We start from the raw sequence: 14,560 nt of genomic DNA, 5'->3' as shown, positions 1-14,560 counted from the left end.
ATGGACGACCTGTCTATTTTTATCTAAACTGTCCAATCGTCTTAAACTCCATCTGGCACTTATTTCTTCAGAAATTCTTTCATCTCTTCCAGCGGAATCTGGTGAATACTAGCCGACCCTAGCTCGGGCACCAGTACTAGCTTGATAGAGTTGCCTCGAGCTTTCTTATCGTGGGTCAGAGCCTGATAGAGAGCATTCTCATTCCAAGGCTGGTAATCCACCGGCAAGCCAAACTTCTGACACATACGGATGATATCTTCTGTGATTCCGGCTGGCATGAGGCCTTTCTTTTCAGCGACGCGGGAAACCTGTACCATGCCAATCGCTACAGCTTCACCATGCATGACCTTGCCATATCCTGCTGTCGCTTCGATAGCGTGCCCAATAGTATGGCCGAAATTCAGATAGAGGCGAACGCCATTATCCAGCTCGTCCTCAACCACAATCTTACGCTTGACATCGCAGGAATGGTAGATGATGCTCTCTGCATGCTCCAAAATCGACTCTGGACTGCCATCCATTTCTGACAGCTCATCCCAGAGTTCTTTATCCTCAATCAAGCCGTACTTGACCACCTCACCCATGCCTTCAATCAATTCCCGCTGGCCCAAGGTCTGCAAGACTTCTGGGTCAATCAGAACTCCGTCAGGCTGGGTAAAAGTGCCAACCATATTCTTGGCCCAAGGGGTATTAACACCTGTCTTGCCACCGATAGAAGAGTCCACTTGAGCTGTCAGACTGGTCGGAATCTGCACGAAATGAATGCCTCGCATATAGGTAGAAGCAACAAAGCCTGCCAAATCACCGACAACGCCACCACCTAAGGCTACAATGCCATCACTGCGGGTCAGGCCGACCTTGACCAAAAACTCATAGACTTTGTTGACAGTCTTTAAGTTCTTGCTGGCTTCACCCTCCAAAAAGTCAAAGACAAAGGCCTCAAACCCAGCCGCTTCCAAGCTCAGCTTGACCTTTTCCGCATAGAGTCGAGCCACTCGATTGTCCGTGACGATAACCACCTTCTGAGGCTGCCAAAGCTGACTCAGCCACTTTCCAGCCTGAGATAAAGACCCTTTTTCGATGGTAATATCATAGGGATGATGAGGGAGATTTACATTTAATTTCATAAGTGCCTCCTTGTTTTTCCTGCTCCACCATAGAGGAGCTAAGTACGAGTGACTATTTATACAGCTTTTCTAGCTGCTGCCAAATTTCCTGACAAGGCATGGGTTGTCCTGTCCAAAGCTCAAAAGCTTCTGATGCCTGATAAAGCAACATACCCAGACCATTCACTGCCTCTACCTTCTGACTTCGAGCCCACTTTAAAAAAGGTGTTTCAAAAGGTTTATAAATCACATCCGCGACTAAAATCTGGCTAGGTAGCTGAATACCTTCTGCTAATGGTAAAGTCTCGTCATCCATACCCACACTTGTTCCATTGACCAGAAGGTCTGACTGGTTAATTTTCTCCTGCAAAGTAGCCGAGTCTTCTAAATTCAACACCTGAATCTTGCTCTTAGTCTGGCGACTGATAGCTGCCATCTTGCTGACAGTATTAGCATAGGAAGTCTGCCGAGTAAAGACAAAAATTTCCTCTGCCTGATCCACAGCTGCTTGAGCGATAATAGCTGTCGCCGCTCCGCCGGCACCTAAAATGGTCATTTTTTTGCCCTGAATAGCAAAAGACGGCAAGCTCTTAAAAAATCCCTTGCCATCTGTATTGTATCCTATCAATGTACCATTTTCATTCACCACGGTATTCACAGCTCCGATAAGACGGGCGCTGGAATCCAATTCATCAAGATATTGGATAACCTCCTGCTTGTAGGGCATTGACAAATTTATCCCAAACATATCATACCTTCGGATATTAGCAACGGTCGCTTCTAAATCCTCTGCTTCAATTTCCCAAGCAAGGTAGACACCATTGACAGCAGTTTTCTCAAAGGCAGTATTATGAATAAATGGTGAAATGCTATGCTTAATCGGCTTAGCAACCACTGCTGCTAAACGAGTATGGCCATCAATTTTCATTTAAAATCTCCCGCACAACCTTCATGTTTGCTAAGGAAACCTGACCTGGTGCACTCGGCTGCTCAACACTGGCAAAAGACCAGCTCGAACCTGTCAAATCCGCAGCTAAGCGAGAAATCTTTCCAACTTTTCCCATAGAAATCGTCACATATTCTTGTTCAGGGTTCAAAATCTTAAATCCGCGAGTATAGTTCATCAGGTCCAAGACATCCTGCTCATTGTGAGCCATGACAGAAACTTTGACCACTTTTGGTGCCAAACTTGTCAATTCTGACAAAATTTCCATCATATTTTCAGGCGTTTCCTCAAAATTATGATAGCTGAGAACTAAATTTGGAAACTCGAGCATTTCTTCAAATTTATCTTTATGCGAATAGTATTCAAAATCAACATAGTCTGGCGAATAAAAATTGGCTACTTCTTTGATAAGAGCAACATATTCATCATCTGACAGATCAATTTCGCCACCTTCTACGCGACTTCGCAGCGTGAAAAGCAATTCACGACCAGCAAATTTCTCGAAAATAGCAGGAGCAACATTCAGAATGCTCTCTTTAGGCAAAAAGTCCGCGCGCCATTCTATAATGTCAGCATCATCATAACGACTCACATCAATTGCCTTAGCCTCTTCTAAACTTCTGGGCATGATTGAAACGACTAATTTCATTTGTCCACCTTAACTGTAAATACCTTGAGGTAGTTACTATTCTCATCTTTCTTATTGTATACAAAGTCTGCTGGTAGGCCATATTCCGCTAAATAGCGATGAGGAACTCCTGCAAATCCTTTTTCAATTTCTTTTTTAAACTTATTTTTAGAAACATTAGCTGCGTTGGTCGAGAGAATCAATGTTCCTTTTGGACTCAAGATTTCCAAGGCCTGAGCCACCAAACGATGGTAATCTTTCGCCACAGAGAAGGTCTGCTTTTTATTGCGAGCAAAGCTCGGCGGATCTAGGACAATCACATCATACTTCAATTCGTGGCGCTTGGCGTATTTGAAATAATCAAAGACATCCATGACCACGAAACGATGGGGCTCTAAATCCAAACCATTGACTTCAAAGTGCGCTTGGGAAAGCTCGCGGCTACGTTTGGCCAAATCCACCGAAGTTGTTTGACTGGCACCGCCCATGGCAGCTGCCACTGAGAAAGCCGCTGTATAAGAAAACATATTGAGCAGGCTTTTTCCGCTAGCTAAGCCGTCAACCAGACTGCCCCGCACCTCATGCTGGTCCAGAAAAATCCCAGTCATCAGGCCATCATTCATGAAGACTTGATAGCGCACGCCATTCTCCAAAACTGTAAAATAGGCTGGCGCTTCTACTCCGTAGAGATGGGCAGACTCATAGTCCAAGCCCTTGAAGCGAATCTTCTCGTAAGCTCCAGCGACCTCAGGAAAGGCCTGCTGGAAAGCAGCCACTATCTGATCCTTGATTGAAAAAACAAAGGAATTGTACCAAGAGAAAACGGCATATTTCTCGTAGACATCAACTGTAAAACCGCCAAAACCATCACCTTCTTGGTTAAACAGGCGATAGGCTGTCGTATCCTCCGCATGACGGTAATAGAAACGCTTGTCTTTAGCTTTTTCAAACAAATGTTGAAAGAAGGCTGAGTTCAGCTCTACCTTGGCATGGGAAATCAGCCAGCCAAATCCCTTATTTTGTAAGGAGAGATAAGCTGTTCCCAAGAACTTCCCCTGCTGACTATGCAATTCCACACATTGATCAGTGAATGAAAGAGTTTTAAAATCATTCTTATCTAGAACTAAAATTCCTTTTCTCAACTTTTCCTCTGTCTGTTTATTAACAGTAAGTTTCTTCATAAGCATTATTATACCAAATATTGTGAAAATTCTCAAAGCATATTTATTATTTTCACATAATACTTGTTTTAGTAGAAGAAATTTTCAACATTTTACATATTAAATATTTATTTTATCAGGCGGGTTTTTGAGCAAGCTTCCTCTACTACCACTTTCCACTATCTATCATGAAGCAAAGCCTGTTTAATTTTAGATATTCTTGCGAACAATCCTGAATCTAGGAAATAATTGTCCTTATTAAATTACTTTACAAATAAAATAAACTAAACACTAAATCACCTCAATTTTTCCTCAACTTGAAAAATTGTGATATACTTAGAAGAAGAGAATTTTTAGGAAATAAGACAAGGAAGTATCTTTCTGTGAAAAAAATAACCAAGAATTTACTCAATTTTATGAGTACAAGGCTCGGTTTCGTCTTGAGCTTGCTCACGATTTATTGGTTAAAAACCATGTGGGCTTATACCGTTGATTTTAATTTAGATATTCAAGGAGCCTATCAGATTTTTCTGGCTCTGATTAACCCTTTCCCAATTGGACTTTTACTGATTGGGCTTGCTCTTTATATCAAGCCGACGAAGATTTTTTATTGTGCCAGCACGGCTATCTACATCATGCTCTTTGTCTGGTTAGTCTCAAACTCCATCTACTACCGTGAGTTTACCGACTTTGTGACAGTCAATACCATGTTGGCCTCTAGCAAGGTGTCTGCAGGTCTCGGAGCAGCAGCCATGGAGCTCTTCCGCCCTTGGGATGCTATCTATATCATTGATTTTCCAATTCTGGGCTGGCTTTTTTATAAAAAGTATATCCGCTTGGATCATCGTAGGTTTAATTTCCGCGCCAGCTTTGCCGTAACCTCCCTATCAGCGATGCTCTTTTCGGCCAATCTTTTCCTAGCAGAAATTGATCGTCCTGAGCTCCTGACACGCGGCTTTTCAAATTACTATGTCGTTCGCGCTCTTGGTCTTCCTGCCTTCCTTGGCTACAGTGCTAATCAAACCTATGCTGCTAATAAAGAGCGTTCCAAAGCCTCTGCCAAGGATCTAGAACCCGTTGAACAATATATCCAATCCCACTATGCCGAGCCAAACTCTGAATACTATGGCATTGCCAAAGGTCGCAATGTTATCTATGTCCATCTAGAGAGCTTCCAGCAGTTTCTGATTGATTATAAACTACAGATGGAGGGCAAGGAATACGAGGTTACTCCTTTCCTCAACTCCCTTTACCACTCCAACTCAACTTTAGCTTTTTCAAATATCTTTAATCAGGTCAAGGCTGGAAAGACTTCTGATGCGGAGACCATGATTGAAACAGGTCTCTTTGGTCTCAACCAAGGCTCCTTCATGGTCAACTACGGCGGTACCAATACTCAGCAGGCAGCACCTTTTATCCTGTCAAAAAATGGAGATTACACATCTGCCGTTTTCCATGGAAATACAGGTAGCTTCTGGAACCGTAACACTGCCTACAAGCAATGGGGTTATAACTATTTCTTCGATGCGTCTTACTTTACCAAGCAAGACGAGACCAACTCCTTCCAGTATGGCTTGAACGATAAGATTATGTTCAAAGATTCCATCAAATATCTGGAACATTTGCAGCAACCCTTCTATGCCAAATACATCACTGTCTCTAATCACTATCCTTATACGACCAGTTTGATTGGCGATGAGATCGGTTTCCCACTGGCAGATACCAAAGATGAAACCATCAATGGCTATTTTGCAACAGCAAACTATCTCGACTCAGCTGTCAAAGCCTTCTTTGACTACCTAAAAGAAGCTGGACTGTATGAAAATTCAATCATCGTCCTTTACGGTGACCACTATGGAATTTCTAATTCTCGTAATCCAGCTCTGGCACCTCTGATCAATAAAAACTCTGAGACATGGTCTAGCTATGACAACGCCATGTTGCAGAGAGTGCCATACATGGTCGTGATACCTGGAATGGAAAAGGGAAAAATCATCGATACCTTTGGTGGACAAATCGATATGCTGCCAACCTTGGAGCATTTATTGGGGATTGACTCCAAAAATTACCTTCAAGTCGGGCAAGACCTCCTCTCACCTCAGCACCAGCAAATCGTCACTTTCCGCTCAACCAATAACTTTGTAACACCAAAATACACAAGTTATAGCGGCCGTATCTACAACACACAAACTGGAGAGGAAATCACCCTGCCAGACGAGTCAACAACGGCTGAACTAGAAGCTATCCGAACAGCAGCAAATACGCAGCTGAAGATGAGCGATGCTATTCAGACAGGAGACTTATTCCGCTTTTACACAGGCAATGACCTAGGAAAAGTCAATCCTGATGATTACAACTACATCAACTCTTTCAAGGCTCTCAAAGCCATCGAAAAGGAAAAAGGCGATCAATCGACTAGCCTTTATTCAAAACGTGGCGGTGTGTCCTCTGTGGATCTCTTCAATTCGCCAAGTTATCGAGCACTTCACCCAGAACAATTCCAAACTAGCAGCGAGGAAGGAAGCAGCGGAGAGTCCTCTAGCTCTTCTAGCTCCTCCAGTTCGAGTGCTAGTCCCTAATATCTATGAAAAACTACTTAACTCTTCCTAAAACATTGAAAAATGTTTTGGGGAGAGTTTTTTATTTTTGAAGCACAAAAAAAGATTGAAGACTTAAGCTGCAAAGCCGTCTTCAATCTTTTCTTAACTTTACTCATATTATGCAATCACTTCAAAAACGGAAGCGGTCAGATTTTCAACATAGAAGGGCCTCTTATGACGGCTATTGCCGACCAACAAACGTAGGCGATCCGCATTCTCAAGATAATAGGGCAGGCCACTTGCATTAAAAATGATTTCATAATGTTTTTCATCTTTAATCTCAAAAATGACGATACCACTGCCAGCAAAGGCTTCTCTTACAAAGACATGTTTGTAAATCTCTTCATAGGTTTGATAAGAAAATTCCTTCTGACTTGTCTTTAGATGAATGATTTGCTTAATATAATCAATACTCTCCTGATGTTGGCTGATCAATTCCCAATTCACTTGGTTGACAGCATCGGGAGCATTGTAGCTGTTCATTGCTCTGTCACGATCGCTAGGCAGGACTTGGCCTTCTTCGCCTGTTCCTACTAGTTTTGTGCGGGAAAATTCTTGGCCCAATTCCATAAATGCCATTCCCTGCATGAGCAAGTTCATAGCTGTTGCCAGCTCAATTCTTTTGGTCCGAATGACCTCATCATCATCTGGGTGCAAGTCAACCAGCAAGTCATGCAGGTTGAAATTATCATGCGCCTCCACATAATTAAGAACTTGGGTTGGTGTCAAATAGGACCCTAACTCACTGCTGCCCAAAATGGCTTTAGCTATGATATCTTCAGTCGCTTGTCCGCTCACATAACCTGCTTTCAGACCACCGTAGACTTCAGCACCTTTCACTGCATCACGCTGGGTATCATTGAAGAAACCAATTCGTGACAGTTGATAAGCATTGTCTTTCTTAGCCTTGTCCTCTGGCATCAGGCCTGTTCCCATGTCCCAGCCTTCACCGTAAAGCAAAATCCGTGGATCAATTTTATCCATTTCTTCTCGGATGATATTCATGGTAGTGACATCATGGATTCCCATCAAATCAAAACGGAAGCCATCCACATTGAATTCTTCTACCCAATAGCGAAGTGAATCAATCATGAATTTGCGGAACATTTCATGCTCACTGGCCGTCTCGCTGCCGACACCTGTACCATTCTGGAATGAACCGTTGGGATTCATCCGGTAGTAATAATCGGGAACTGTTGACTGAAAGGCGGAGTCAAAGGTGGAATAAATATGATTGTAAACCACATCCAAGGTCACAGAAATCCCTGCATCGTGGTAAGCCTGAATCATGGTTTTCAAATCTCGGATGGCCTGACCCGGATCATCTGGATTAGAAGAAAAACTGGTTTCTGGTGCATTGTAGTTCTGCGGATCATAGCCCCAGTTATAAGTAACTTGGCCATTTTCATCATAGTCCTTATGTCGGTCAGAAACTGGCTGGAGCTGCACGACATTGATACATAGATTGCGAATGTAATCAAAAGTGGTCTGGTCTCCCTGACTATTTCTAGTGCCGCTTTGACAAGCCCCCAAAAAAGTCCCTCGCAAATGCTCTGCGACACCGGAACTAGGCGATTTGCTAATATCTCGGATATGCATCTCATAGATGACCGCCTGATTTGGGTTATCTAAACGCCAAGTTGCCTCCTTGCCTTGACATACCTTAAAACCAGCAACAGTCTTGTCCTGTTCGGCAACAATAGCTGAATGCTTGCCATCTGGACTGGTGGCGATTGTATAAGGATCACGCGTCAAAAAATGCTGGTTTTCAAAATGAACATGATACTGGTAGGCCTTACCAGCTAAATCTTCTTGCACTTCCACCGACCAAACTCCGATTGTATTTTTAGCATGATCGTGCGAGTAAATCTCTCCCTTTTCCATAGGGAATTCTTTATAAACAGCTGCTTGATTATCGGAAGTTTCATAGACTAGCAATTCAACTTTTTTGGCTGTCGGAGCCCAAACTTTAAACTCATTTACCTGCCCCTGCAGACGATGCCCAAGCCAACCTTGGTAGCCCCAGCATTCATCAAAATAATCCGACCGCATAGCCACATCAAAATTATGGGGACGTCGCCGCGAATATTGGTGGCTCGTCGTCGCCGCTTGCAAGGAATAGTAGACCTGATGATCTCCTTCAATCAACCAAACCTCTGTAGGCAAATGAACTGGCAATAAATCAATGTGATAATCGCAAGATTGGCTGGACCAGTCTGAACGCTTGACAATCACATGAGCCTGACTGAGAGGCTCCCAACTTTCAAAAGATAATTCTCCCTGAATACCAAAATAATCAAGTTTGGAAAAAGGTGCTTCTTTTCCCCACTGATCCGTCTGCCACTGCCACAAATCATAAGAAAAGTAATCTCCCTTAGGATTGTGATAATGGACAATGACTTTATAGTCTAGCATTTTCATTTATCTCTTCATTCTAATTTTTCTAAGGAAAGAGCGCTCTCATCGATTTCATCTATATTGGCGAAAAACTCCAGATGATTGTGCAACACTTCCAATTCTACTGGTGTATCTCCTCCGTACTCACCGTCCAGATTCAACATAAAGGGTGCTTTTTTATCCAATACCTCTAGCTTCAATTTGCTGGTTTTCAGATATTCAACATTAGCATCCGTCACGTGTTGGCCACCATTAATTGCCTGTATGATGAGACTAAGCATATCAAACAACTTGGCCGTTTTTACAAGAATCAAGGTGAAATTTCCATCATCCAGTTTGGTATCTGGTGCTAGCTTTTCAAAGCCTCCGATAGAATTGGTCAAGGCCGCAAAGACAAGCGAAATCTTACCCTCAAAAACACCATGGTCATGCTCAATTCGTACCTTACGGGATTTGGAGCGCGGTAGCATCTTGGCTCCTTCGGCTACATAAGCCAGATAGCCTAAACGGGTCTTGACCTCACTAGGGACACTGTAAGTCAGCTCTGTCAGCGTACCCGCCGCCGCAATGTTGATAAAGTATTTGCTGCCATAAGCCCGGCCGATATCCATCTGAATCGTCTGGTTCTTTTCTATAATGCGGGCAGCCGCTACAGGATCTCCCATGGGAATCTTCAGAGCACGCGCATAATCATTGGTTGTACCAGTTGGGATGAAAGCCAGCTTGGGGCGCACTTCTAGACCCGCAACCCCATTCACTACTTCATTGATAGTCCCATCTCCACCAGCTGCTATAACCAAATCAAAACCTGCTCTTGCTGCTCTTTCAGCTTCTCGCTGAGCAGAGAAAGGCTCTGGAGTCGTCTGGTAGGCACTGGTTTCATAGCCAACATCTTCCAAAACATCCAAGACTTCGGCAATATTTTTTTTGATAATTTCCTGCCCAGAAGTTGGGTTATAAATCAATCTTGCTTTTTTTATCTTATTTTCCATACTCAGCCTCACAAGCTATCTAGCCAGTCCTCGTCTCGAATCTCGATCCCAAGTTCTTGAGCTTTGGTCAATTTGCTGCCTGCATCGCTACCTGCCACCACCAAATCTGTCTTTTTAGACACACTTCCAGCGACATTTGCACCCAAGCTCAGCAACTTTTCTTTAGCTTGATTCCGTGTTAATTTTTGTAATTTTCCGGTCAATACGACTGTTTTGCCAGCGAGAGCGGCATCAGCTGCCACTTTCTCCCCTAGATAGTCTAGGTTGACGCCAGCTTCTTGTAATTCTTGCAGCAGAAGCTGACTGCCTTCCTGCTCAAAGTAAGAATGCAGACTCTGAGCGATAACTGTCCCTAGGCTGTCAATGGAAGATATTTCCTCTTGACTTGCCTGAGACAGCTTGATCATATCGTGGAATTTCTCCATCAAAATCCGACTAGCCTTGCTCCCCACGTGACGGATTCCCAGACCAAAGAGCAATTTCTCTGCTGAGTTTTCCTTGGAAGCTTGAATGGCATTATACAATTTATTCGCTGATTTTTCCTTAAAGCCGTCCAAGGTCAGCAAATCTTCTACAGAAAGTCGGTAAATTCCAGCCACATCCTTGACCAAGTCCTTATCAAAGACCTTTTCGACCACTGCTGGACCAAGACCAGTAATGTTCATGGCATCCCGACTGGCAAAGTGAATCAAGCTCTCCTTGATCTGGGCTGGGCAGAGGGGATTGATGCAGCGCAGAGCTACTTCGTCATCGAAATGCACCAGCTCGCTCTCACAGCTCGGACAGTGACTAGGTACTTCCAAAGTCTCTTCTGAGACCCGCTTGGACTCAACCACTCGCAAGACAGCAGGAATAATATCTCCCGCTTTATAGACGATAACGGTGTCTTTCTGACGAATATCCTTCTCCGCAATATAGTCCACATTGTGCAAAGTTGCCCGACTGACAGTTGTTCCTGCTAGCTGCACCGGCGTCAGATTGGCTGTCGGAGTCACAACTCCCGTCCGACCCACTGTCCAATCAACAGACAGAAGCTGGGCTTCCTTTTCCTCAGCTGGAAATTTATAGGCGATAGCCCACTTAGGTGCCTTGACAGTAAATCCAAGCTCCTCTTGCACCGCCAAGTCATTGACCTTGATAACAATACCGTCGATCTCATAAGGCAGACTGTCCCGCTCCTGAGCAATCTTTTCGATAAACTCCCAAACCGCTTCGATAGAATCCGCCAGAATATGAGTAGGATTGACTGAGAAGCCCAAAGCCACTAGCTTGTTTAAGACTTCTTCTTGGCTATCAGCCTGAGTCGGACTGGCTTCTTGGTAGAGGAAGGTTGCTAGATTGCGCTTGGCCACAACTGCTGTGTCCAACTGCCGTAAGGTTCCTGCTGCCGCATTGCGGGGATTGGCAAATTCAGGCTCACCATTCTCCTGCCGCAGCTGATTAACCGCATCAAAGGAAGCCTTGGGCATGTAACACTCTCCACGAACAGTAATATCCAACGGTTCTTTCAAGGTCAGGGGAATGTCCTTGACCCGCTTGAGGTTTTCCGTGATATTTTCACCGACAGAACCGTCCCCCCGAGTCGCTCCTGCTACCAAGATTCCCTTTTCATAGGTCAGAGAAATAGAAAGCCCATCAATCTTGAGTTCACAAATATAGGAAACCTGAGGAAATTCCTTGCGGATTCGCTGGTCAAAAGCCATTAATTCTTCACGTGAAAAAGCATCCTGCAAACTAAAGAGAGGATACTGGTGTGGATATTTTTCAAATCCTTCTAAAATCTTCCCACCCACCCGATGCGTTGGGCTATCAGGTAGGATATCAGTTGGGTACTTTTCTTCTAACTCCACTAACTCGCGATAGAGTCTGTCATACTCGCTGTCCGATACACTTGGCCTGTCTGCCGTATAGTATTCATGAGCGTATCGGTTAAGCAATTTGACTAATTCTGACATTCTTTCTTTCATATTTCTATTTTATCACAAATACACAAAATCTTCCTCTATTTGTTCTGAATTCTTCCTAAAAAAGAAAGGGAGATAAAAAGAGCGGAAATTCCGCTCTCTACTGTCTTATTTTGTCAAATCAATCCTTTTCGCAATCTGGTTAATAAGGATAGCTCCAACAATCAAAGAAGCAAATTCTCCAATGGCTGTTGTAAACCAAGTCAGGAAGAATGGCAAGCCCTGTAAGAAATACAACTCTGCTGCAATGGTCACCATCGAAATAGAGAAGAAAATAGCAAAATAGAAATGATCCAAACGAAGCAAATCTTTGATCAGGTATTGATTCTTATGGCGACTGAAGAGGTAGACACCTAATGATAGGAAGACTAAAGTTGACCAGCCGCCGACAAAGACATCAATAATTCCAAAGCTATAGAGATTGGCAATCATACAGCCAATGGTCACACCCATGATATATTTCCGATTATAAAAGGCCATAAAGTTCATCATTTCAGAAATTCTGAACTGGTAAGCACCATAGCTTATAGCATTTAAAGGGGGCGTAATCGTTAGGGCTACATAAATAGCAGCAACAATGGCAATGTGTGTCAAATCACGAACTGATAAGTTTTCTTGTTTCATGTTTTCTCCTTTAGCGCATGAGCGCGTGTAATATGCTTGGCGAAAGAAGTTAAGCGCCAAGGGTTGCCTCAGACGGAAAAGCTATCTCCTTCAAATCGACAACCTCACTAGTATAGCATAAATCCTAGAAATGTGATAGACTATGCTTATGAAAACTTTGATTAAAAAATTCTTTGACAATGAAGTCCTATCCTACCTCTTCTTTGGTGTCGCCACAACCGTCGTCTCCGTCGTCAGTCGGATGCTCTGCTATGAACTGACGGGAAATGAACTACTGGCTACGATAATAGGTGATATTCTGGGCATTCTCTTTGCCTTTGTGACCAACGATACTATCGTTTTCAAGCAAAAGAGACAGGGCTGGCCAGTGCGATTGGTCAAATTTTTCACAGCCCGCCTAGCTACTATGGCCTTGAATTTACTGCTAACCTTTATCTTTGTCACTAGCTTCCCACAGATTATCGGTCAATTCGTCCACAACGATATTAAGATGGTCAACACCATTGAAACATTGATGGCTCAAGTGCTGATTATCGTTCTTAACTATGTCTTCAGCAAGATTTTTGTCTTTAAAAATAAGGCAAAATAAGAATAGAGCAGCCTATTTCCCCAAAACAAAAACATCTGGACCAGATATTTCTGATCCAGATATTTTTATTTTTAGACTTCCAAGCTGGCATTGTCAGCTGTCAAGTGGGTAATGTCGCCCTTAACCCCAAAATAGTCCTCAATCAGAGTCTGAAGTTCTGTCATAGCTGCTTGGGCACGCGCAGCCTGCTCTCCATTGATGGCCTCGATAACCAAGATGGCGTCCTTGGTCTCTTCTGTCAGCATGGTCCGCTGCGCTTCTCGCCAGTTAAGGCAACGGCAGACCGCTCCCTCATCATCATAGTAGATGATTTCTTCCGGTAAAGCTGGGGCATCAGTCTCAGCTCCTAGTGGAAAGAACGCTTCACCACCCTTGGCCTTTCCCAGATAAAGGCCGCCGACAATCTTGTCCAAATCCTCACCGCCACAAGGAACAGCATAAGAAAGGGAAACACTATTATAAATATCTACTAAAGGATTGATGGGGTTAAATTCCCGTCCTTGACTGACCCGCTTGAGTAGGGCTTCGATAGAGGAACGCGCTCCTTTCTTGGTCTTAAATTGGCCGAAAGCCTGCCGCCACTCCTGAATGACATCATTCTGAGTGAAATTCTCATCTGGAATAAAGTCTGCTGCTCGCTTCGCTCCCTTATCCAGCAAGGATTTGAAGTATGGATCCTTACTTTCATCAACTCTATTATCCAGCCCCTTGACCACTAAAACACTAATCTGCGCTTCTGGAAACAAAGCCCAAAATTCATTTTCAACTGTAACTTTCATGTTCTACCTCAATAATTTCTTTTCTGGCCTTTTTTGACCAGCTCCCAGTCCTTGGTAATATTCTCTCGGACGCGAACCAGCAACTTCTCTAACTCTTTCCGCTCGTTTTCTGAAAATTTTTCCAACGAAACCTGCTCCGAATATTCGTTTTCCGCTATGATAAAAGGATAAAGTGTTACCCCCTTCTCAGTGACGAACCATTCCTTGTTCTTGCGGTTATTGGCTGCTGGCCGCTGTTCCACTAAGCCTTTACTTTCTAGCTTCTTGACTGAACGAGCCACCGTTGAGCGATCCACCTTGAGCAAGTCTGACAGCTCCTCCTGAATAATCCCAGGATTCTCCGCAATCCGCACCAGATAGAGATACTGCCCCCGCGCCAAATCTATGTCACGAAACTCAATATTAGCGATGGAATCCAAAGCCCGAGCAATGATTCCAATCTCACGTAAAATTGACATACCTCCTCCTTCTGAAGATAGTATAGCAGATTTTTGTTGCAAATGCAATAAAATATTTTAGAAATACTTATCTTAGAAAAATTCTATATCGAACTAAACCTCGGCACAGAACTATTTCCGCCTTTCCCTTATCTGCACCATCAAAAAAGAGGCTCGGAAAAGATCTTTGCCTCACTTTTGAATTATTACGCTAGGATAAATGATAAATGGGGATAAGACCGTATTCAGTAGCTATCTTATCCAAGTTATATAAGCAAAAGAGAAGGCAAATCGTTTGGAATATGTTTTAATCTCGGGTAGAGCCGGTACTATCTGTT

12 protein-coding genes and 1 riboswitch are annotated in these 14,560 nt (G+C 43.5%); of the genes, 2 read left to right on the top strand and 10 right to left on the bottom strand.

The window, feature by feature from the left end:
- Positions 1-59: 59 nt before the first annotated feature.
- The 4 genes from aroB to D8791_RS09035 are packed head-to-tail and all read right to left on the bottom strand — an operon-like array spanning position 60 to position 3,861.
- Entirely contained in the window at positions 60-1,127 is a 1,068-nt protein-coding gene (gene aroB / locus D8791_RS09050) for a 3-dehydroquinate synthase (protein ID WP_125447427.1), read from the bottom strand.
- A gap of 52 nt (positions 1,128-1,179) precedes the next feature.
- Positions 1,180-2,034, bottom strand: coding sequence for a shikimate dehydrogenase (locus tag D8791_RS09045; RefSeq protein ID WP_125447426.1), 855 nt, complete (start codon positions 2,032-2,034; stop codon positions 1,180-1,182).
- Complete coding sequence (aroD, locus tag D8791_RS09040; RefSeq protein ID WP_125373882.1) at positions 2,024-2,701, bottom strand: type I 3-dehydroquinate dehydratase; 678 nt, start codon at positions 2,699-2,701, stop codon at positions 2,024-2,026. The genes D8791_RS09045 and aroD overlap by 11 nt, the downstream gene beginning before the upstream one ends.
- The gene (locus D8791_RS09035) at positions 2,698-3,861 is read right to left on the bottom strand and encodes a class I SAM-dependent rRNA methyltransferase (protein ID WP_125447424.1); all 1,164 of its coding nucleotides are present in this window, start codon (positions 3,859-3,861) and stop codon (positions 2,698-2,700) included. Before D8791_RS09035 ends, aroD begins: the two co-directional genes overlap by 4 nt.
- 362 nt (positions 3,862-4,223) lie before the next feature.
- Here D8791_RS09035 and D8791_RS09030 point away from each other — a divergent pair, with 362 nt between their 5' ends.
- A complete protein-coding gene (locus D8791_RS09030; protein ID WP_125447422.1) occupies positions 4,224-6,419 on the top strand; it encodes an LTA synthase family protein in 2,196 nt (731 codons plus the stop codon).
- 138 nt (positions 6,420-6,557) lie between these two features.
- Here D8791_RS09030 and pulA read toward each other — a convergent pair whose 3' ends face one another.
- From pulA to D8791_RS09010, 4 genes are all read right to left on the bottom strand, one after another.
- Entirely contained in the window at positions 6,558-8,855 is a 2,298-nt protein-coding gene (gene pulA, locus D8791_RS09025; protein ID WP_125447420.1) for a type I pullulanase, read from the bottom strand.
- Positions 8,856-8,869: 14 nt separating this feature from the next.
- Positions 8,870-9,829: a diacylglycerol kinase family lipid kinase gene (locus tag D8791_RS09020; protein WP_005590565.1), complete on the bottom strand. Its 960-nt coding sequence runs from the start codon at positions 9,827-9,829 to the stop codon at positions 8,870-8,872.
- 8 nt (positions 9,830-9,837) lie between these two features.
- Positions 9,838-11,796 carry an NAD-dependent DNA ligase LigA gene (ligA, locus tag D8791_RS09015; protein ID WP_125447418.1) on the bottom strand — a complete coding sequence of 653 codons (1,959 nt, stop codon included), beginning with the start codon at positions 11,794-11,796 and terminating at the stop codon, positions 9,838-9,840.
- 105 nt (positions 11,797-11,901) lie between these two features.
- Complete coding sequence (locus tag D8791_RS09010; RefSeq protein ID WP_125447416.1) at positions 11,902-12,417, bottom strand: QueT transporter family protein; 516 nt, start codon at positions 12,415-12,417, stop codon at positions 11,902-11,904.
- Positions 12,415-12,537: riboswitch (PreQ1 riboswitch) on the bottom strand. It overlaps the preceding gene by 3 nt.
- A 28-nt stretch (positions 12,538-12,565) precedes the next feature.
- Between D8791_RS09010 and D8791_RS09005 the strand changes: the two genes are divergently transcribed.
- The gene (locus tag D8791_RS09005; RefSeq protein WP_125447414.1) at positions 12,566-13,006 is read left to right on the top strand and encodes a GtrA family protein; all 441 of its coding nucleotides are present in this window, start codon (positions 12,566-12,568) and stop codon (positions 13,004-13,006) included.
- Between the two features lie 71 nt (positions 13,007-13,077).
- Here D8791_RS09005 and D8791_RS09000 read toward each other — a convergent pair whose 3' ends face one another.
- Together D8791_RS09000 and D8791_RS08995 are read right to left on the bottom strand one after the other, a co-directional pair.
- Positions 13,078-13,785 (bottom strand): B3/B4 domain-containing protein, encoded by a 708-nt coding sequence (locus D8791_RS09000; protein WP_125447412.1) that lies wholly within the window; start codon positions 13,783-13,785, stop codon positions 13,078-13,080.
- Between the two features lie 8 nt (positions 13,786-13,793).
- Positions 13,794-14,243: a MarR family winged helix-turn-helix transcriptional regulator gene (locus tag D8791_RS08995; protein WP_125387693.1), complete on the bottom strand. Its 450-nt coding sequence runs from the start codon at positions 14,241-14,243 to the stop codon at positions 13,794-13,796.
- Positions 14,244-14,560: the final 317 nt, after the last annotated feature.

Origin of the sequence: Streptococcus cristatus (assembly GCF_003943515.1) — a bacterium.
Classification (GTDB): Bacteria; Bacillota; Bacilli; order Lactobacillales; family Streptococcaceae; genus Streptococcus; species Streptococcus cristatus_D.
The sequence above is the reverse complement of the archived record's forward strand: the minus strand, read 5'-3'. Positions and strand labels throughout refer to the sequence as shown.

Bases quoted from the DNA above. Each gene is read 5' to 3' on its own strand.
- aroB (WP_125447427.1), bottom strand. From the start codon at position 1,127: ATGAAATTAAATGTAAATCTCCCTCATCATCCCTATGATATTACCATC.
- aroD (WP_125373882.1), bottom strand. From the start codon at position 2,701: ATGAAATTAGTCGTTTCAATCATGCCCAGAAGTTTAGAAGAGGCTAAG.
- D8791_RS09020 (WP_005590565.1), bottom strand. From the start codon at position 9,829: ATGGAAAATAAGATAAAAAAAGCAAGATTGATTTATAACCCAACTTCT.
- D8791_RS09005 (WP_125447414.1), top strand. From the start codon at position 12,566: ATGAAAACTTTGATTAAAAAATTCTTTGACAATGAAGTCCTATCCTAC.
- D8791_RS09010 (WP_125447416.1), bottom strand. From the start codon at position 12,417: ATGAAACAAGAAAACTTATCAGTTCGTGATTTGACACACATTGCCATT.
- D8791_RS09000 (WP_125447412.1), bottom strand. From the start codon at position 13,785: ATGAAAGTTACAGTTGAAAATGAATTTTGGGCTTTGTTTCCAGAAGCG.
- pulA (WP_125447420.1), bottom strand. From the start codon at position 8,855: ATGCTAGACTATAAAGTCATTGTCCATTATCACAATCCTAAGGGAGAT.
- ligA (WP_125447418.1), bottom strand. From the start codon at position 11,796: ATGAAAGAAAGAATGTCAGAATTAGTCAAATTGCTTAACCGATACGCT.
- D8791_RS09035 (WP_125447424.1), bottom strand. From the start codon at position 3,861: ATGAAGAAACTTACTGTTAATAAACAGACAGAGGAAAAGTTGAGAAAA.
- D8791_RS08995 (WP_125387693.1), bottom strand. From the start codon at position 14,243: ATGTCAATTTTACGTGAGATTGGAATCATTGCTCGGGCTTTGGATTCC.
- D8791_RS09045 (WP_125447426.1), bottom strand. From the start codon at position 2,034: ATGAAAATTGATGGCCATACTCGTTTAGCAGCAGTGGTTGCTAAGCCG.